The following is an 18340-nucleotide window of genomic DNA, read 5'->3' on the forward strand; positions in this document are numbered from 1 at the left end:
CACACACCTCATGCTGAAGAATGGTCTACCATGATGGCAGGCCCCCTCTGCTGAGCGGACTCCTTTTGGGTCGGAACAGGGAAGTCTTCCCCGAACTCTTTTTGCAGCATTTCACATGCTTTTACTGAGTCCGTTTCAACTCTTGCTTCTTTCAACCTGTCACGCATGGATTCTAGCTTAGACTTGAAATTCTTCATTTGGCTGCCTGTCAGTTTCTCGTAAATATCATTATAGGGAGGGGTAGGCAGATTCACCTCTAGCCGGTCTTCCCATTCACCGTCATCATTGAACTTATAGCTGAATGAGTTAATCATATTTTGAACAAACGATTCCAATGCACCCAAGTCATCGTATGTCTTTGTGAAGGCGTTATAAGAATAACTCGGATGAAAATGAGTCAATCCAGCTACTGTTAACCCAATCCCAGATGGACGGTTCACGACACCCTTAAACTTCAAATCTTTCCAGCGCTTCAAATAACGGATGACCCTTCTGAATTGCTTGCGGTCTTCTTTATCCATCAGATTTTCTTTGATGGTTCTCACCAACTCTTTGGGGTCAGAATGCTCCCATGTTCTGCTGTCACTCCCGCTGCCGAGCTTCCCTTTCGCAAGGTACGTTTTGCCATCATCATTTTCATTCGAATATATCGTGAAGTCCACATGGTAATTACGGTCGTCATTATCTACTTCTCCTTCGAACCTTACCGACACACACGGGTACTTCATCTCTGTGTCCTCGTAATCATCCTTCAATGCGTTATACACTAACTTCTTTGCTGTAACTGGATTAGGATAATCCTCGGTGGAGATGTTAAACAAAAGGCCGACATCAATATCATAGTCACCGCCTTCTAAAGGCTTAATGCCTGTGTGCATCGTATAGCTGCCTTGATGAAAAATATCATACTTGCCCTCTTCAAGGTCGATGTTTTCCTTTAGGACATCAAGCAGTTCCTCTCGCTTGTCTCGAAGGACTTGATTATCATCGATTTCCAATTTGATTGCATCATGAAAATCAAGGAAATATGATTGCAGATTCCCCATCCCTTTGTACCTCCTTATATTTAAGTAACATAGTAGTGTTTATCCAAATGAACCCAATTTTTATCTAAACTTCTATTAACCAATTCTACCTGATAACTTAATACCAATTATTTCATAATTTAAATATTCCTACAATATGTTATTCTTCATCCTTGCCAAAATAAAAAGAGCGCTGATCCTTGTTTCCTAGATCGCGCCCGATTGCGTAAGAACGTTATGAAGTAATGCAACCGTTAGTTAAATAACATGCTATTCTTTTAAGGCACTCCCTGAGATATTGACTCTCTTTGATACAAAGTAATATACGAATACATAAACAAATAAACTACCAATTACAAGAAAGTATATTTTAGCAGTAGAAGCATTAATGAACATTGTGAAATATAGAATAATAAATTGGGCATATAGTATGACCAAGACAAACTTTAAGAAAGAATCTTTTATCTGAGATTTTGAAATAGGATAAAGTAATAAACTTTGTTTCATTTCATGTTGTAAAGGAATTACTTGAAATCCAGTCATAAATAAAATGAGGAGATTAAAGATCCAACCATTTGTTGGCATAGCATAATTAACAAACATGCCAATTACAGTTAGCCTTAAATAAAGGTAAAAATAATCATTATATCTTACAAACAAGTGTGAGTATAAATATACGAATGTACTACTCTGACCATATGGGATACACCTTTTCAGAATAAAAGTGAGCAAACGTCTATTTCGAAAAGAGCGTTTAAGATTAGGTACATCTATGAAGTAATTAATGAATTTAAAATTCTTTAATAAGGCACTTTCTTCTTCTATTAGCCTCTGCCAATTCAAAATTCTTTTTCTTTCTATAAAATAAATTAAATAGACGAAATTTACACTGATTAAAAGAAACGCAAAAATCCAGTCGTTTTTAAACAAAAAATAATTCATTAAATATATTGAAAAAAACCTATTTATCCTATGTAACACTAATTGTACATGGTTCTCTAACCATTGTTCATCCCACTTCATTAAAATGTTATAAGCAATAATCCCAACTATAAAAAAAAGGATGGGAAGATCTATATAAATTGTTTTTAAAAATAGAGATAAGAAAACAGCAATGAAACTAAGTAATTTAATTGCATCAATAACAAAACTATATACAAGTGATTTAATAAAATACGGCTTTAATTTCGATTCTAATGGCAACAAAAAGACAATATCTGCTCTTTTAATAAATGTACGAACTTTTGTCTGTATTAAAATGAAGGCTACAAATAGTGATAAGATTCCTTCTACTGGTATTTGAGGAGGTATCCATTGAAGAAATAAATTAAAATAATATATAAAGATACTACTAATGATCAACAAAAAATAAAAAACATTCGCACCAATTATTGAATAGTATTTGAAAATTTTTCTATAAAATTCCTGAACCCTTAAACCCCATAATGATTTTATATCCATTAGTACACCATACTTTCATTGAATACTAATTTAATTGCACTATTGTATATCTCAATTAGCTATTTTCTTTTTGCCCTGCGTTAATTGCTCCAATACCTACTTATAAATGAATATTCTCCATTTCAATTGTATAACCCTTCTTTCACTATTCTGCTCCTTTACTTTAAGTACAATCCTTCACAATCTCTAATTATCTTAACATAAATATCCAATTTTACTGCATAGTCTTATTCCATTATCTGGAACTAAAATAAAAAATGAGCCCCAATTCTTGTTCCAGAATGGCGCCCTTTTGTTGAAGATATTATAAACCCCTATCTCTTAATTCTTTGATTATCAGTTCAACAATTTTATCTGGTGGTAGAGTTCCGTCAATCACTATATCTGAAATAGGTTTAATACTGTTCTCCATTTCTAGATAGGCCACTCTTCCATATTGCAAATAAAATTTCACTTCATTACGAACATCGTTAATAGTGCTATCCGCGTGATCTCTAAGTATTCGCCTGGCCATTGCTACGTCTAAAGAAGTGTCAATATAAATAGATAGGTCAATGTATTTCTTCATCTTATCGTTCATATATGAAAACGGATAGTCTAGTAATATGTATGTAGGTACTTCTCTAGACGATTTTAACCTCTCAATATCTGAAATCAATGGGTCTAAATTCCAAAGGTTATAATCTGCTCCCTGATCCACCCACTGAACAATGTCTTGTGGTGCGTTTTCAAAGTCATAATCATCAAAAAACAACTCTTTTGTATCTTCTAGTACTAAACTCAATTTTTTTGTTATGGTAGTTTTTCCTCCACCTGAAACAGCTGCAATTGAAATAATCGTTGGCTTAATACTCATTCATATAATGCTCCTTATTTATTACTTTTTTATAAGAGAGAAACAACTCTCGCTTTCTTCTTTTGAAGAAGCTATAAGAATGTTCAGCATCTGGAATAACCACAAATCTAGTATTTGGGATTTTATCTTTTAACTTCCTGTAAATGATTTGATTAGACTTTATAAATTCATCACTTAATTGGGTGCCTTGACCAGCCTCATTTGTTCCACAGTCTAAATAAATGGATTCAACGAGAGTAAGATCACTTTCATCAATAAGTTTTTCTATTTCCTCCTGATTGGACCAAAAGGAAGAAGATAAACAAATTATAGTACGGAATAAATGAGGATATTTACAGGCAGCGTAAATCGTGATTAATCCACCAAGTGATATTCCTGCCATCAGGCTATTATCGCTAATAGTGCGGTAATTACTATCAATGGTAGGTTTCAATTCTTGGACTATAAACTCGATATATTGCTCTCCTTTTCCGCCATAAGAATCACTATTACCAGTTAATTCTCTTACAAACTCTCCACTTACCCATGGACAATACTCATTTTTACGTTCTTCAACGACTTGGTCAATAGCTACTATAATTACATCTATATCATTCTTTTCTACATATTCTTCTAGCCCTAACGAAATACCACCAATTGCATCCTTATCTTGAAACACATTTTGACCATCGTGCATATATAAAACTGGATATCGCTTGCTTTCTGATTTTGAATAACTCTTGGGAAGATATACCCGAACAAATCTACTGTTCTTTAATATTGAACTAACTATTTGAAAAGACTCCAGTTCAACCAACACCTTTTCACCTTATTTTCAATCCATAATCCTGTCTGATTCTTAAACATGTAAAAAGCTTTCTCTCTATAATTAAGTACGGCACTTTATTGCTTTAAATATTCCTCATAAAGCAAATTCATAGCTTCCATAATTTTATTGTCAGCAGCCTGATTGGTAAATCTATTAGATAAATTAATAGCCCCTACTGCATAAATAAAAGGATCTTTATTGAAGTCTCCGATCATACCGATATCAATTACAACATTGTCTAAGCCACCTGTCATATGATTTAGATAGTGTGGTGGAATGTGGTTTACATCACCTTTTTGTCTAACCAGGCCATTAATGATTGGTGCCCAAAGGAGAGGATGTGCTTTGTAGCCTTGAAAGATTTGAATCAATATTTCAAGAATTTGGTTTAGCTGACCCTTGTTTTCAATATCTCTTGGGTTTTCAGTAATATTTATTGACGGAAAATAAGATTGGAGAGAATTGTTTAACTTTTCCCAGCCACCACAATAATTCACAATACATTTTGCTACATAGCTATCATGACAAGCAATCATAACTTCAATCGCCTCCCTTAAAGGAAGTGATTTTCTATTTTGTAGATGAGGATAAAGTTCCTTGCTATCTTCTTCTGGATTAAATGAAATCTCATTAATTAGGTCTTCCCAATTATATGTATTTTCCTCTACCCATTTTGCTACACAATATGCTATTGCCACTTTTGCTGCTGATGCAAGGGGGACTGTAAGTTCACTATTTAAAGAGGTCTCATACCTTTGTTCTTTGCTGGAAAATAATATGACACCTATTTCTCCGGTATCTATTTCTTTTAGTTTATCAATAATTTTATTCAAGCATATTCACCTTACCTAATTTTAAACTTTGGCATAAGAATCTATTAGTTCAATCCATTTATGTCCATGAGGGTACTGTATTTTCAAGGATTTTTTTAACCAATCACGGTTGCTAACATTTAATTTAGGTAATATATTTCCTAAATCAATAACGTCTTTCTCTCTAATGACAGAACTTCCACCTTTATAAAGAAGTTGTATTTCTGGTTTTAAAAATGGTATTCCAGATAAAGATACTAACCCAATATCTTCAAGTGACTTTCTTATTGTGTTGTTTCGTTTGTAGATCCAATTCTTCTCCTCTATATCCAATAACATTACTTGGAAAGCCCATGTTGATTCATCTTTTTTCTTAACCCAGATATTATCATAATGAGAGTCTAGCAATTGATTCTTGTTCCAGGGTATTAACTGCCCTTTAAATGCTATAAACATTTCCCAATCTCTACCCAGATGTCTTTGTAAAATTAAGTGATCTGGTCTTAGGATAACTATGTCAATATACTCATGAGCCCTTGTGACTTTTCGTAAATAAATATCTAAAGCCCACCCACCAGCAATCCACCATTGGATAGGAATTATGCTGAAGATACTATGAATTTCAGTAATAGAAAGAGGTCTCCAGACTTCTTCATTATCTCCCAACTTTTCACCCCATTTTTATTTACGAGCAATCCATTACAGACATTCACCTTAATACCAATTATTTCATAATCTATAAATTCCTACAATAAGCTATTCTTCATCCAGTCCCAATAAAAATGAGCGCTAATCCTGTTCATGGATCGCGCCCGATTGTTGAACATTCAACCTACGTTTTTGGCTTTTATGTATTTACTTCCTTCTGCATATTTTTACCACTATCTATCCTCGCGCTCTTAAAACTCCATGTACCAATGATAGTTGAAATGAATAATAAAGCTCCTGAAAACATATAGGCAAACTGTGCTCCAAACAAGTCAACGATTAAACCTATAAGAAAAATAGAAATAGAAAAGATTATTTGGTTTAATGTCGCACGTGAGGCAAAAACAGATGCTAATTCTTCTTTTTCTATTTCCTGTTGAATATAGCTTCTAGTAGAGATGCTCATTAGTTGGAAAAATGGCCCCATTATTACTACTAATACCAACCCTATAAACGAAATAGGAATGATACCGTAAGAGATTGTAAGAATAGCTAAACTAAATGAACTAATCAATATAGCTTTAATATAATTATTCTGTATTCGGTTTGCTACTTTCCATATGAATAGCCCACCAAGAATAGTTCCTGTAAAGTATGCGGCGTTAATATACCCCCACCATGACTCTCCCAGATTATAGACTTCTGTAACAAAAGCAAGAGTGACTGCACCTATCCAAACAGTACCTCCAAAACCATGAGTTATATCCATCAAAGTTATGGTTCTTAATTTGGGATGGGTGAACAAAACAGTCCAAGTCTTATAAAACACAGCATATCTCTTGGATTTTTTTAATGATCTCGTATCGGAGGGTATATTTGTTAATTTCAGAGAAATTAGAGAAATGGTTAAAAGGACAAATGAAATCATTAATAAAATGGTATCACCTAATTTGGCAATTAATACTCCCCCAAGTGTCCACCCAATTAATAGCAAAGTTTGGTCAGAGGTAGCTAAGAATGTATTAGCACGTACTAGAACGTTATTCTCTATTATTCTTGGGACAATTGCATTTTTAATAGGATTCGTTGCTGCATAGAATAATCCTAAAAAGAAATTGAGAACAAACAACAATACAATTGTGAAATTTGACAAATCTAGGTTAAAGAAAATAACCAATAATATAAAGATGATTAACTGGGATATTTGACTGAAATATAAGATTGCTTTTGATGAATAAAGCTTAGTTAACCCAGGTAAGAAAATCCCACATACAATCTGTGCAACAGTTGTAGTTAAAGTAACAGTGGAAGCGAGTGTTGCTGAGCCTGTTTCACTATATAGTATTGTAATGAACGTCATGGTGAAGAACGCAAAGCTTAACCTGCTGGAAGACATACTAATAACTAAATTATAAAATGATCGTGGCAGAAGACTACCTCCTTTACTCTCACTTCTATTTTAAAATCATTTTTTAAATACCAATTATTTCATAATATTTAAATTCCTACAATAGTTCATCCTACTCCCCAAAAAAGATAGCTGATCCTTGTTACAGGATTGCGCCCGATAATGGAGGATCTTTTTTGTATGATTTTTATTTTCAGTACCTACTCTCGTACTGTCTCAACTCTTTATCAGTAACCAACTTAAATAATAAGGTGGACTCCTCCTCTTTCAATTTTTTGTACATACTTTCTCCTTCTACTTTATTTCAATTCTGTTCTTATTAGGTGTTACCCAAATAGAAAAAAATCCAGCATCTGTTATGAAACGAATGTGCGGAGGTACACTCATTTCTACTTCTGCTCTTTCCCATTCTACACTACTAAGGATATCTTCTATTTGCCTCAATTCAGCTGAATCCTCTACAACCTTTAATTTTCTATAACCTGCACTTGTATTTTCTTCCACATTAATAGTGTTTTGACATTCGAAATTTCAGACTTTACAAAGTTGCAACCTACTATTATGTTTGTGCAAAGCAGAATACCAAGAAAACACTGTTCCCTACTCTAGTAACGTAACGGATTGTTGATGTGCGGTGGTATAGAATATTCATGAGTAAAGTACTACTCTCAATTTTTAAAGCTAATTATTTTGTTTCTTTTCTAACAAAAATTGAAAGCAAAATTCCTAACAATATAAAAAACCCTGAACCGATTAATACCTTTATTGGCGAGGTCGAAAAATGATGTGGAATCATTTTAATATCGTTGTTTTCTGTATGGGTTTTCCTTATATGTTTTACAGTCCACCAATCCTCAGGAGTAGAGTGATTAGAAGCGACATACAACCATAGTAAATAACTAAATAAAGTAAATAAAAAGACTCCCACTAACCTATTCATAATCCCTCCCCCTATACAACCCTGTCCCATTGCTTAATACCAATTATTTCATAATATGAAAATTCCTACAATATGTTATTTTTCGCCCCGGTGAAATAAAAAAGCACAAATCCCTATTACAAGATCGCGCCCGTTGTGGAAGATCCAAAAGTTTGAAGAAAAAAGGGTCGCCCGTAGCAACCCTTAGTTTTAGAACATTGAATTAGCAATTTTAAGTAAATCCTCCACTGTAATCTCTTTTTTCGTTGTTTTACTTATACAAATTGAATACCTTGAATTCTTATGTTGAAAGATAAGTTGATGGGCAGAAGGAACATTCTGATACAGTGCTTTCGTACCGCTCTTCAATGTATAATATTCATCATTTTCACCTTCTAACTTCTTTAAATCAGTATCACTTGGTACTATTTTCACCTGAACTAATCCTTTTAAATCAGCATTCCTATACCTCAACATTAGTGTATCTTTATTAAAATCTGCGTCAATATGGGTAATGTCAAAAGGAAACTCGGAGGCTGCAAGTATAGGAGTATTCATTTTATCTTGATACTCTTGAATTGCTTTTGCTTCATCTATAAATGGATTAGAACCATCGAACACAACTCTTATATCCGTAACTTTTTCTTTATTAGATGTTACTTCCCATATAAACGCAATTCTTTCTGGTTCATTCTCTCCACTTTCAAAGTAGCCAATTATTACTCTTACATTTTCATTAGGGGAATTTAATCCAGAAAACCCGGTGATTGGTGTTTTTTCTCGAATTTCAGGTATTTTAACATCAGGAACTGTAAATGACCTTGCTTCTTTTTCACCGTTTCTAACTAACGTATGTATAAAGTTACTAACTACATTACCCTCTTTAAAAGGTGGTGTGGCCATCCCTGTTTGTGCTGATAAAAATAAAATGCCTAAAGTAATTATTGTTATCATAATTCTTTTCATTTTTAGCACCTCCAAGGTTATCTTTTCCTCGGATGTAAGTTTTATGTAATCTATAGTAATTGACTTTTTAGCGTAATAAGTCAAAGGAGCTGTCATAAAGGCAGCTCCCACTCTTTCGTACTAGCGCCCGATAGCGGAAGACTTTAATTCGAGATAATTTGTAATACGATCTACGATTAAAGCTCCAGATTGCTGAATAGGGATGTTATTATATTTATGCCGCCCCTGGGCTTTCTTAAATTTATTTCTTTGTCAGTTTAAATGTTTCAGTCTTACCATTCCACTCAACTGTTACCTCAACTTCAGTATGTTCACTAACTTGGGCATTAGTTGTGTTCGCTTCACTATAATCTTCAACAGTCCCATTTTCCTGTAATTTATCCCTAGTTCCGCCAAAACTACCGACACTATCGACTTTATAGGTAATTGGACCAATCGACTTTACATCTTCTCCCTGAAATTTCAGTAAAAGTCCCTGCTTTTCAAAACCGCTAGACTGGTGCACCTTTAAATCTGCTTGCCAATTATTTGATTCACCTGAATATGCAAAGTCTTTAGAGCCGCAAGCCGACAACAATAAAACAGTTATAAATAATGTTATCACTATTCGAAACATACTTTCTCCCCCCTCTATATTTACTTGCTTGTTTTTTACAATGTCACTTAAGTCAGAAGAGCCTTTATTTTTCAAATTGCTCTCCCTTGTTATACCTTGCATTAACTTTATAATAAAAACTGAAGCAGATTATTGCAGTTAATAGGGCTGTTCCTAGTACAACACATACTCCATCCCAGTAAACGGAACTCCCAGCTAAAACCCAAACTTGGTAAGAGGTGATTAAATACCCAGCTACGGCTACCCCTCCCAAAAGTAAAGAAATGAGGTTCGACCTCGCTTCTTTTAATATGGAGTCATTTTTTGAATACTTGATCTTTGTCAATTTTGACATACTAAACAACAATAGGAAAATTGAGAAAACGAGTAATAAAAAGTTAATCTTTTTGCCTCCCCACACAATATCTTTATCAAACTAATCACCAAGGTCTAAATGTATCCTGAAACAGTTATTCCGTTAAACTCCCTCTTTCTTAAGTATAGAGCTCTCCCGCTATGCTGTATTCACTCCTAAATAATTGAGTTAAAATGTTAATAACTTTGACATATAAAACTCATCATAAAAGCTTCCATCTATCATAAGAGAATTTCTTTTTGTACCTTCTATTTCAAATCCGCTCTTTTTATATAGAGCTACACCTGCTTCAATGTTAGTAACCGATGTGTGTTCCAATCGTGATATGTGGTGATTTTTCGCCCACTCATCAACACGTTTAAATAAAGCAGTTCCAATCCCTTGTCCTCTGTTTTGTTCTAAAATCCCTACAACAATGTAAGCTGAGTGTTTAGTTCTTTTTACACTTCCGCCAATAGCAATCAAATAACCTATTAAATTTCCTTCTTTTTCTGCTACAAAGATTGTTGAATTGTTTTGCTGTCCTAGACGTTCTAAATGTTTTCGTTGCTGTTCATGAGTAGTTTTTCTTTCTCCAGCTTCCATTAGCATAAAATTTGATTTTGCTTCTACTTCCTTAATGAGATTTATCAAATTCTCAGCATCCTCAATTTCTATCTCTCTAATTAACATAAAATACTCCTTCCCCTTCTTTCTTCTGCTATACTGCCTGTTTGCTTAATTCCAATTATTTACTTATTAGGAGTTAACAGTTAAGTGGACCAATGGGACGGTTCTCACGGTTCATGCTCATCCTATGCAAGAGGTGAAGGATAAAACTGGGGATGAGAACCAAAGATGAGGCAATATATTGTCTTATCATTGATTCTTTAGACCTTAGTTTAAAGAAGTTATCATTAATCTAAATGAAATAATTGTAAAACAAAAAATTTTATGATAACATTTTAATAAATTTGAACGTTAAAGGAGTGTTGAATGATGTCCTCTACAAATTTATTATTGATTAAATCTTTCGATCAATTAAAAGCGATTAGTGATCCCTTAAGAATAAGAATTTTTTCTCAAATAACTAACCAATCAAAAACGGGGAAACAAATTGGGGATATTTTAAATATCCCAGCCCCTAAAGTACATTATCATTTAAAAGAACTTGAAAAAGTTAAGATCATATTTATTGAAAAAACTGAATTACTAAATGGGATTGCACAGAAATTTTACAAAACTTATGGAACAGATATTGTTATCGACCAGAAGCTTTTTCCTCACCTCAATGAAATGAATGAATCAATTAGAACTTCAATATATTCAATTTTGTTAAATGCAAAAAATGAGGCAATCGCTGCTCCCGAGGATTCATTTTCAATTTCTTCAGGAGAATATATGGATTGGCCTTTAATTTCTATTCAAACAAAAGTTAATATCAAACGACCACAGTTTATGCAGTGGAAAAAAAAGTATCATAATCTTTTAAATGAATTAGCAAATATGGAAAATACAGACCAAGAAGATGTAAGTACTTTTTATATTTCAAGTGTAGGTTTTGAAGTCAAAAAGGACAGAGGGGAATTCTAAAATGATATCCTTATTTAAAAACTGGAGGTTTACACGATTATTTTCCGGAAGAATTATAACTAATATGGCAGACAGTATCTATTATATTGCAGCAATGTGGTTAGTATATGAATTAGGAGGATCAGCATTTCACACTGGATTAGCAGGTTTTTTAGTCTTGTTACCACAAGCAATACAATTTTTAGCAGGTCCATTGGTTGATCGTTGGTCTTTAAGAAAAACCCTATTTTTTACTCAGCTTGTTCAAGGCATACTTATAGCTATTATTCCAATCGCATATCAATTCAATTATTTAAATATAACTACAGTACTCATAATAATCCCATTGATATCTTTGCTAAATCAATTCGCTTACCCAGCTCAAACGGCTGCTTTACCTTTGATATTAAAAAAGGATGAATTAGTTAAAGGTAATTCATTATTTAGTTTTGCTTATCAAGGTATTGATATGGCTTTTAATGCAATTGCGGGTATACTAATTTCATTATTAGGAGTAGTAACGTTATTCATTATAGATTCCGTTATATTTTTTATTGCTGCCGTACTATTTTTATCAATTAGAATTCCTGTAAATGAGGATACGGATGACTTAATACCAGATAATAAACATAGAAAGCTGAAACAATTACTTAAGAATTATTTGTTAGAATTAACTGATGGATTTAAATTTGTTTTTGGATCTATCATTGCTAAATTATTTGTAGCGATAATTGTTGCAAATTTTGCAATTGGAGCAACCCTTGCTATTTTACCAGTATACGGTGACTACCTTGGTGGTTCTGATACATATGGATATTTAATGGCAGCATTATCGGCTGGAACATTAATAGGAGCTCTGTTGGGTAGTATTATGGGAAGGTTCCCCTTAGGTACTCTGACAATTATAGCATTTCTTATTGGATTTTGTTTTTGGATTAGTTCCATCTTTATGCCTTCAAAAACTTTAACAATTATATTGTTTGGTTTTGCTTGGATACCTTTAGGTGTAACTAATGTTGTAATGAATTCAGCTATATTAGGAATGATTCCACAGAAATTTGTTGCGAGAACTATTACTGTGGCAGCTAGTATTGGGACTTTAATGATGCCTATCGGTTCCCTTCTAGGAGGTTACGTTGCTACAGTTCTTGATATTACCCTGGTTTTTGGATTATTAAGTTCTGGATTTTTATTCATTTCAATTTTTTGGGTTTTGAATTCTACATTAAGAAAATTACCACAGCCCGTTAAAATGAATGCTGAAGATTATGGATTACATATAAACAATCAAAAATCAGCTCAGGCTAATTAAAAAAAGTTAAGCTTATAGAAGCCCCTAGTAGTATTTGAAAAATCACTTTTTGTGGATCCTTTTTACTTTCTTTTTCGATTGCCACTTAAAAAGTATAGTAAGTTGAGATAAAATAAGACATACCTGTATCGAACAGATATGCCTCTTCCTTATTTAAATATGATCTCCAGCAGATACATCAGCTTATGTGGACCACTTTACTTGATGGACGGAAAGACAACGATGTGCTTGGAATCCTGCTTTTTACGTATACTTTCATTTGTTAATTTCGAAAAATGGTGCTGCGAAGACGAGACAATATGGTGTTTCATCTTTTTTTATATTTTATAGATTTGGTATCTGGCCCTTTTCATGAAGAAAGACTTCCTTATTTCAGAAAAGCGCCCTTTAATGGAATAACTAAAATCTGACCTTATTCATAAAATCACTTAATTCTTATTAAACTAACACCAGTTAATACCAAATGATCTATTTTACATTAATTATTCAAATGAGATGAAAGACCCCGTCCAATAAGGTTTGCAGACACAGGCTTTTTCCCTACTTCCCTTGCCCAAATTGATAATTGTCCTATATGGTGAATTTCATGAGCAATGAAATGGCGTATAACCTCACCCCAGGTATCCGTTACAATTCTTCCATCTTGTAAGGTATCGTAAAATAATTGATTTTCCTACTATCATCCCAGATGTTCACAAAGTTCTCCACTTCCGTTCGAAATTCAGCGTCCAATTTTCGTACCTGATTCAAGCTCTTATAATCATTGAAACTCTCCTCAAAGTCTGTTTTACCTTGTAAAAGGCGTATCCAACTCCATTCTACATAAACTATATGGAAGAGTGTATGTAGTATACTACCTACACCGCCAGTTCGGTTGCGTAAAAGATCTTCTTCACTTAACTCCTCACACCACCGATACCATTCTTCTCTGACCATCCAGTTATATTGAAATGTTTGCAATGAAACCCCTCCATACTTCAAGAATATGACAACTGATAAAACACTTCACTTCTGAGAATAAAACAAAGCAAACTCGGATTCCTTCTTAAACATGCCCTCAGTTTCGGTGGAATTTTCACAATCTTGATACTTACAAAATCTTATAGCCATGCGTTCATCAACCATCTGGCCCATATAAAACGATCGCTGTCCATTTTTTAGATGAACAAGACTATGTGTATATTATGGGGGGAACTGTAGATGCGTATCAACTTTGCGAGCTATTCTACACTGAAGAGTTGAAGCCTCATAGAAAAAGAGGAAATCAGTTATTAAAACTGAGAAGCCTCATAGAAAAAGAGGAAATCAGTTATTAAAACTGAGAAACCTCACCAGACAGCAGGAAGCAATTGTAAGTGTTTCATCTCAAACAAAATTACAATCACAAATTCTATTGGATCAGGTATTTCCTGAGTATCGAGGTGTTTTTGGAAATCTATATTCTAAAGTCTCTTTAATGTATTCCACTATCCTGTAGATAAGGAGCAGAATAGTTGAATAAATTAAACAAGAACAACCACATCTATGACTGTTCCTGTTGTTTTGGTTTTGGATTCTTTGTTGTTTTAAATGAATTTCTAACCTTATAAACATGATAATTGTAATTGAGTTTTCTTTACCTACTTATCCATTCTTACTATGTTCTGCTTTCGCCAACCATAGTGAGTCATTCCACGAGGTTTGTATACCGATAACCCTGTGACCACAAGTAATACCAATAATCCACCAACAGCGTGTATAACAAGGGACAGTCTTAACTCACGGAGGTCGGTGCTGAATAATATCGTCTCTGCTGCTACATTTGCAATATAACTAATTGGCTCCAGTTGTAAGTACAAGACGATAGTTGCAACCAGCGTTAACAATAATTTTATTAAAACCCAATAATGACGGAACAATCCCCACTTTGTGCCTAACGATTGAATGAGACCGCTTAACAAAGAGAATATACTCAACGGAACAATGACAAGCAACGTAATTAATTCCAGCGATAGGTAAGATGCTCTAACCACCTGTTCATTCTCACTATTCAAACCGACAATAGAAAGAACAAGAAAACAAGCAATAGCTCCAATCCAGCCAAGAGTAGAAACGATATGTATCAAAAGTGCAAACTTTCGGATGCGTGGTGTCATCATCACGATTCGATAATACCTTGTTTTATTATCGAAACATCGTTGCCAACTCCATTAAGTGAAAAGTGGCGATTGGGTCCATGTTCTCCACCGATACCTGTAACTTTCATAATTACAAATAATAAAACTAAAACAATAACAATTATCCCAAAGACTTTTACCCACCGTGGGGTACTTGGTGGTCCTTCTTGTTTAGTCATGAAATCCTCCCAATTTTATGCTTTTAAATATATTTAATTATAACAAAGTTTATAAGCCCTCTTACAGTATGAGGCTGGTAGCATTAGAACATTTTTTCACAAGCACTTTAGAAATATAGTGTTGTGTTGCACAGTATTACGTCTACTCCGCATATAATGAGTTGTTATAGTGATAGGTAAGCTTTTGACGTTATCTCCAGCTTTTCCCCCACTTCACACCGTACAGGCGAGTTTCCCAGCATACGGCGTTCCAACTAATCCAATTCATTCAAGATTTTTATGATTATGCAAAGGAGAATCAGATTGCTTCGTTCAGACATTGCTTTCGCAATTTATTGACTTCTATGAGTTGCTTTTCATTTAACTTAAGTGAGTTTAAAAGCACTTGTATTTTCTCTAAATCTCTCAAATGTATAAGGAGATGTACAGATTTATGCAATATCATTAAGTTTCCGTATGAATCATCTTTGGTGAGATGGTACGGTGTCTTATGGTGGCAATGCCATTCATCGAGTCCTAATTCAACCCCTGTAACAGCACATTTCCCATATTGTGCAATAAATCTACTAATTCGGTTATCGTTGTATTCGATGGAACGGCTCGGTATGAACTGTTTCATCACACGAGTAAGCGTTTGTTTATTGATTGCTCGCAAGTTTTTATGAATTTTGTCCCTACCTACGGTAGTGTAGTTACAAATAGTTTGAGAGAAGTTCAGATTTACCTTGCAACGTTGGGCATGAATTGGGATAAGTACCATTTCTTTTATTTTGAAGAGCTTACACTCATATCCCTTGTACCGTTTCTGTAAGGATTTTGGAAAGTCCTGAAACGTAGCTTCTTTTCTCAATTCTTTTAAACGATTAAACAATGCTTTATGAAGACGATAGTTCAGCTCGGTTAAATCATCAGTGATGTGTGAAGCTGCTGAATAATAATTTTGGATTCCCATTATAACTGTATTAAAGCGCCAAACATTCTCAACCGATTGGTGTTTCTGAATCTCTTTGATTGTTTGTCTTACTTTTATCTGTGCATTTTTGAGCGCATTCTTTGTCATGTGTGAGCGAGCGACATAGAGGGTTCAGTAATCGTTTTAAACAACACTGTATAGACAAAGAATATTCCGATGTAACGGTGGGTCATTATTTCAAACAGTCAGCCAGGTTTATGGACTACCTTTCTTCTCAGAAAGTTATGGATTGTAAAGGTATTAATCTACAATACTCCTAAATTTTCAGCAGCTTATTATTTGAATCCTACTAGTAGATTTTTTTCGTGATTACCATAAAATTGTGAATATTTAATGAAAAACTAGCAATTGTAGATTCATTCGACAGTAAATATCTACATTTTGCTAGTTTTAATTATTAAATGCATTCTCTCTCTAATTGTTATTTATATATGCTTTGATCGAAATATTTTCATAATAACATTATTTCGGGTTTAAATATGAATTTTAAATTTGTGTACTTCTATTCAATCCAAACCTTCACCTAACACCTTAATATTATTTTTCATTATTGAAAGATAATCCTCTTTTGCTTCACGTCTGTCTTCAGAAAGTGACTCTAAATTGTGCAAGAAAAGCGGACTTGTTCCAGTTTCATTTTGGACAGTTTTGGCAACTTTATTGTTCAAATTTTCCTCGAAGAATAAATGCGTAAGTCCTTCTTCTCCCATTAAGTTAATGATTTCAATCAACTGTTGTTGTGAAGGTTCATCACTTGGTGATATTCCACTGATGCCTATTTGCTCAAGACCATATCTTTCTTCCCAATATCCGTAAGCAGAATGGGATACAATAAATTTCTTTTTTTCGGCACTTTTTATCATTTCATTGAATTCTGCATCCAGCTTTTCTAAATCCCTTTTCAAAGAAATAAAGTTTGCCTCAAAAATCTCTTTTTCTTCTGGATATAATTCTACTAGTGATTTTTTGATATTGTCAGCTACTTCTATTGAACGTATAGGGTCTAGCCAAAAATGAGGGTCCACTTCACTCTTTTCATTTTCATGTTTTTTTTCATCATCGCTATGTTGATCTTTTGCTGAGCTTTTTAATAGCGTAATATTTTCAGTTGCATTTACAATCATTACCTGCTCATCCTCTAAAGATTCAATAATAGACATGGCAAAACCTTCTAAACCTGTACCTGAATAAATAAAGGCATCTCCTTTTGCCACTTTCACCATCTCACTAGGCGATAAATCAATGGAGTGTGCATCGGAGCCAGGAGGTACTATATTCTCAATGGAAACCAAACTGCCACCAATCCTTTTTGTAAAATACTCTAATGGATAAATTGTTGTAAATATTGTAAGTTGTTTGTATTCCTTATCTTCATTTATTGATTGATCTGCAATACACCCACTAATTAAACTGATAATGATAAAAGATATCATCAAAAATTTTATTCTCTTATACATGACATTACTCCTCTAAATGATGTATTTCCATAAGTAATCATTACGATTTATAAATTATTTCTACTTAACCATAAACTTAATATTTATATGGTCCAATAAGTTAAAGTATCCCATATCCCTAAAACAACTAAAAATGCACCGGCAACTTTTTGTATTATACTTCCCACACGTTTTCCTTTCTTCATTACCATGCCACCAGCTTCGAAAAACCATATTAGAAACATTAATATAAGTATTGGCACCGTAGTTCCTATCGCGAATACGGAAGGAAGAACCATACCATATGATTCCGTTAATGCAACCGGCATAAGGCTTAAAAAGAATAGGACGAACATGGTCGGACAAAATCCTAAGGAAAAACTGAAGCCTAACAAAAAAGATCCCCATTTTTTTGATTTAATATTTTCACCAGCAATATTGAGTATAGGGAGGTGCCAATTCATTTTTAGATATCCTAATAAAAATAGTCCTACCGCAATCAACAGCGGTCCAGTCAATTTCCGTATCCAGGGAAAATAAAGGGTCAGTGAAGACTGAATTTCTCGACCAAATAACCAAATTAAAAGCCCAAGAGATGTAAAGGCTACAATTTTACCTAAAGTGAATAATATGACATCCCCCCAAGCCACTTGTTTATCAAGCGACTTTTTTCCAAAAAGGGTTATTGCCCCAATATTCCCAGTCAATTGGCAAGGAACCATCGATCCCACAATACCTAACAAAAAGGCATATAAAAGTGTAACCTCTTTAAATGAAATCGCAACATTCGAAAGTGGGACTGTAATGGAGTTTGTAATCCCATTCATAATTTCGTACATTAAACCACACCATTTCATAC

Annotated in this window: 18 protein-coding genes and 1 pseudogene; 2 read left to right on the forward strand and 17 right to left on the reverse strand. The window is 33.8% G+C overall.

Annotation, left to right across the window (positions count from 1 at the left end):
- Window positions 1-8 precede the first annotated feature (8 nt).
- From K7887_RS16280 to K7887_RS16330, 11 genes are all read right to left on the reverse strand, one after another.
- Window positions 9-1046: a nucleotidyltransferase domain-containing protein gene (locus K7887_RS16280; protein WP_223490587.1), complete on the reverse strand. Its 1038-nt coding sequence runs from the start codon at window positions 1044-1046 to the stop codon at window positions 9-11.
- Between the two features lie 249 nt (window positions 1047-1295).
- Window positions 1296-2486: an ABC transporter permease gene (locus tag K7887_RS16285; RefSeq protein WP_223490588.1), complete on the reverse strand. Its 1191-nt coding sequence runs from the start codon at window positions 2484-2486 to the stop codon at window positions 1296-1298.
- Between the two features lie 304 nt (window positions 2487-2790).
- Window positions 2791-3342, reverse strand: a complete 552-nt coding sequence (locus K7887_RS16290; RefSeq protein WP_223490589.1) for a nucleoside/nucleotide kinase family protein — start codon at window positions 3340-3342, stop codon at window positions 2791-2793.
- Window positions 3332-4138 carry an alpha/beta hydrolase gene (locus K7887_RS16295; protein ID WP_223490590.1) on the reverse strand — a complete coding sequence of 269 codons (807 nt, stop codon included), beginning with the start codon at window positions 4136-4138 and terminating at the stop codon, window positions 3332-3334. The genes K7887_RS16290 and K7887_RS16295 overlap by 11 nt, the downstream gene beginning before the upstream one ends.
- 86 nt (window positions 4139-4224) lie before the next feature.
- Window positions 4225-4983, reverse strand: a complete 759-nt coding sequence (locus K7887_RS16300; RefSeq protein ID WP_223490592.1) for a serine hydrolase — start codon at window positions 4981-4983, stop codon at window positions 4225-4227.
- A 21-nt stretch (window positions 4984-5004) separates the two neighbouring features.
- Complete coding sequence (locus K7887_RS16305) at window positions 5005-5628, reverse strand: nucleotidyltransferase domain-containing protein (protein ID WP_223490594.1); 624 nt, start codon at window positions 5626-5628, stop codon at window positions 5005-5007.
- A gap of 181 nt (window positions 5629-5809) precedes the next feature.
- Window positions 5810-7006 (reverse strand): MFS transporter, encoded by a 1197-nt coding sequence (locus K7887_RS16310; RefSeq protein WP_081728169.1) that lies wholly within the window; start codon window positions 7004-7006, stop codon window positions 5810-5812.
- Between the two features lie 697 nt (window positions 7007-7703).
- Window positions 7704-7958 (reverse strand): hypothetical protein, encoded by a 255-nt coding sequence (locus tag K7887_RS16315; protein WP_223490596.1) that lies wholly within the window; start codon window positions 7956-7958, stop codon window positions 7704-7706.
- A 189-nt stretch (window positions 7959-8147) separates the two neighbouring features.
- Complete coding sequence (locus K7887_RS16320) at window positions 8148-8903, reverse strand: hypothetical protein (protein WP_223490597.1); 756 nt, start codon at window positions 8901-8903, stop codon at window positions 8148-8150.
- 241 nt (window positions 8904-9144) lie between these two features.
- A complete protein-coding gene (locus K7887_RS16325) occupies window positions 9145-9594 on the reverse strand; it encodes a hypothetical protein (RefSeq protein ID WP_223490599.1) in 450 nt (149 codons plus the stop codon).
- A gap of 448 nt (window positions 9595-10042) precedes the next feature.
- Complete coding sequence (locus tag K7887_RS16330; RefSeq protein ID WP_223490601.1) at window positions 10043-10546, reverse strand: GNAT family N-acetyltransferase; 504 nt, start codon at window positions 10544-10546, stop codon at window positions 10043-10045.
- A 303-nt stretch (window positions 10547-10849) separates the two neighbouring features.
- Here K7887_RS16330 and K7887_RS16335 point away from each other — a divergent pair, with 303 nt between their 5' ends.
- Both K7887_RS16335 and K7887_RS16340 read left to right on the forward strand, forming a co-directional pair.
- Window positions 10850-11446: a winged helix-turn-helix domain-containing protein gene (locus K7887_RS16335; RefSeq protein WP_223490602.1), complete on the forward strand. Its 597-nt coding sequence runs from the start codon at window positions 10850-10852 to the stop codon at window positions 11444-11446.
- Window position 11447: 1 nt separating this feature from the next.
- Complete coding sequence (locus K7887_RS16340) at window positions 11448-12737, forward strand: MFS transporter (RefSeq protein WP_223490604.1); 1290 nt, start codon at window positions 11448-11450, stop codon at window positions 12735-12737.
- A 478-nt stretch (window positions 12738-13215) separates the two neighbouring features.
- Here K7887_RS16340 and K7887_RS16345 read toward each other — a convergent pair.
- The 6 genes and pseudogenes from K7887_RS16345 to K7887_RS16375 all read right to left on the reverse strand — a co-directional run bounded on the left by K7887_RS16345 (window position 13216) and on the right by K7887_RS16375 (window position 18320).
- Window positions 13216-13697 (reverse strand): annotated as a pseudogene (locus K7887_RS16345) (DinB family protein).
- A 659-nt stretch (window positions 13698-14356) separates the two neighbouring features.
- Window positions 14357-14875: a DUF2269 domain-containing protein gene (locus tag K7887_RS16355; protein ID WP_205825355.1), complete on the reverse strand. Its 519-nt coding sequence runs from the start codon at window positions 14873-14875 to the stop codon at window positions 14357-14359.
- Window positions 14875-15072: a hypothetical protein gene (locus K7887_RS16360; RefSeq protein WP_168865123.1), complete on the reverse strand. Its 198-nt coding sequence runs from the start codon at window positions 15070-15072 to the stop codon at window positions 14875-14877. Before K7887_RS16360 ends, K7887_RS16355 begins: the two co-directional genes overlap by 1 nt.
- 298 nt (window positions 15073-15370) lie before the next feature.
- Window positions 15371-16132 carry an HNH endonuclease signature motif containing protein gene (locus K7887_RS16365; protein WP_205825350.1) on the reverse strand — a complete coding sequence of 254 codons (762 nt, stop codon included), beginning with the start codon at window positions 16130-16132 and terminating at the stop codon, window positions 15371-15373.
- Between the two features lie 419 nt (window positions 16133-16551).
- Window positions 16552-17502: a metal ABC transporter solute-binding protein, Zn/Mn family gene (locus tag K7887_RS16370; RefSeq protein WP_168865124.1), complete on the reverse strand. Its 951-nt coding sequence runs from the start codon at window positions 17500-17502 to the stop codon at window positions 16552-16554.
- Between the two features lie 83 nt (window positions 17503-17585).
- Window positions 17586-18320, reverse strand: a complete 735-nt coding sequence (locus K7887_RS16375; RefSeq protein WP_168865125.1) for an urease accessory protein UreH domain-containing protein — start codon at window positions 18318-18320, stop codon at window positions 17586-17588.
- Window positions 18321-18340: the final 20 nt, after the last annotated feature.

The sequence above is a fragment of the Sutcliffiella horikoshii genome (genome assembly GCF_019931755.1).
Classification (GTDB): domain Bacteria; phylum Bacillota; class Bacilli; order Bacillales; family Bacillaceae_I; genus Sutcliffiella_A; species Sutcliffiella_A horikoshii_E.

Excerpts from the sequence above, each read along its gene's own strand:
- K7887_RS16370 (WP_168865124.1), bottom strand. The coding sequence starts at position 17,502 with ATGTATAAGAGAATAAAATTTTTGATGATATCTTTTATCATTATCAGT.
- K7887_RS16280 (WP_223490587.1), bottom strand. The coding sequence starts at position 1,046 with ATGGGGAATCTGCAATCATATTTCCTTGATTTTCATGATGCAATCAAA.
- K7887_RS16340 (WP_223490604.1), top strand. The coding sequence starts at position 11,448 with ATGATATCCTTATTTAAAAACTGGAGGTTTACACGATTATTTTCCGGA.
- K7887_RS16335 (WP_223490602.1), top strand. The coding sequence starts at position 10,850 with ATGATGTCCTCTACAAATTTATTATTGATTAAATCTTTCGATCAATTA.
- K7887_RS16315 (WP_223490596.1), bottom strand. The coding sequence starts at position 7,958 with ATGAATAGGTTAGTGGGAGTCTTTTTATTTACTTTATTTAGTTATTTA.
- K7887_RS16365 (WP_205825350.1), bottom strand. The coding sequence starts at position 16,132 with ATGACAAAGAATGCGCTCAAAAATGCACAGATAAAAGTAAGACAAACA.
- K7887_RS16290 (WP_223490589.1), bottom strand. The coding sequence starts at position 3,342 with ATGAGTATTAAGCCAACGATTATTTCAATTGCAGCTGTTTCAGGTGGA.
- K7887_RS16330 (WP_223490601.1), bottom strand. The coding sequence starts at position 10,546 with ATGTTAATTAGAGAGATAGAAATTGAGGATGCTGAGAATTTGATAAAT.
- K7887_RS16355 (WP_205825355.1), bottom strand. The coding sequence starts at position 14,875 with ATGATGACACCACGCATCCGAAAGTTTGCACTTTTGATACATATCGTT.
- K7887_RS16360 (WP_168865123.1), bottom strand. The coding sequence starts at position 15,072 with ATGACTAAACAAGAAGGACCACCAAGTACCCCACGGTGGGTAAAAGTC.
- K7887_RS16320 (WP_223490597.1), bottom strand. The coding sequence starts at position 8,903 with ATGAAAAGAATTATGATAACAATAATTACTTTAGGCATTTTATTTTTA.
- K7887_RS16375 (WP_168865125.1), bottom strand. The coding sequence starts at position 18,320 with ATGTACGAAATTATGAATGGGATTACAAACTCCATTACAGTCCCACTT.
- K7887_RS16310 (WP_081728169.1), bottom strand. The coding sequence starts at position 7,006 with ATGTCTTCCAGCAGGTTAAGCTTTGCGTTCTTCACCATGACGTTCATT.
- K7887_RS16285 (WP_223490588.1), bottom strand. The coding sequence starts at position 2,486 with ATGGATATAAAATCATTATGGGGTTTAAGGGTTCAGGAATTTTATAGA.